The organism is Spirulina subsalsa FACHB-351, from assembly GCF_026130165.1.
Lineage (GTDB): Bacteria > Cyanobacteriota > Cyanobacteriia > Cyanobacteriales > Spirulinaceae > Spirulina_A > Spirulina_A subsalsa_A.
In genome coordinates this window covers 1-518 of record NZ_JAIHOM010000278.1, presented here as the reverse complement: position 1 = coordinate 518, position 518 = coordinate 1, and the positions used below count along the sequence as shown (strand labels likewise).

Annotated in this window: 1 pseudogene; it reads left to right on the top strand. The window is 50.0% G+C overall.

Features of this window, described 5'->3' with window-relative positions:
• A pseudogene (locus K4A83_RS22855) lies at window positions 1-339 on the top strand (Uma2 family endonuclease); the annotation flags it as partial.
• Window positions 340-518 lie beyond the last annotated feature (179 nt).

Here is a 518-nt window from a genome sequence, read left to right as displayed (position 1 = left end):
GGGGACATCTTAAGCATTCCCTCACAGGTGTTGGGTTTAGAGTTGCGGGTATTATCCGATTGTCGTTTGCGGTTTTTTGACTCAGTATCTGGGGAGTATTTGCGGAGTCCAGAGGAGTCGGAACAGGGACGGATACAAGAACGAATGCGGGCTGAACAGGAACGAATGCGAGCCGAACAGGAGCAGTTACGCGCTGAACAAGAACGAATTCGGGCTGAACAGGAACGACAACGAGCCAAACAGGAGCAGTTACGCGCCGAACAAGCCGAACAGGAATTAGAACAACTCCGTAATCTCCTGCGAGAACGGGGAATTAACCCCGATGATTGGTCAACCTAGTCCATTCACTTTCTCTCAGCTACATTAAAATAAATGTACTGTTGTTGAACTCGCTTATGAATCCTTCCTCCCTCCAAAGTCCCCTCATCTACCCCGAACCAGACGGAGCGCCCATGGCTGAAAGTGATCCCGCTCGTGATTATCTCATCTACGGCGTAGAAGCCCTCAAACACCACTTT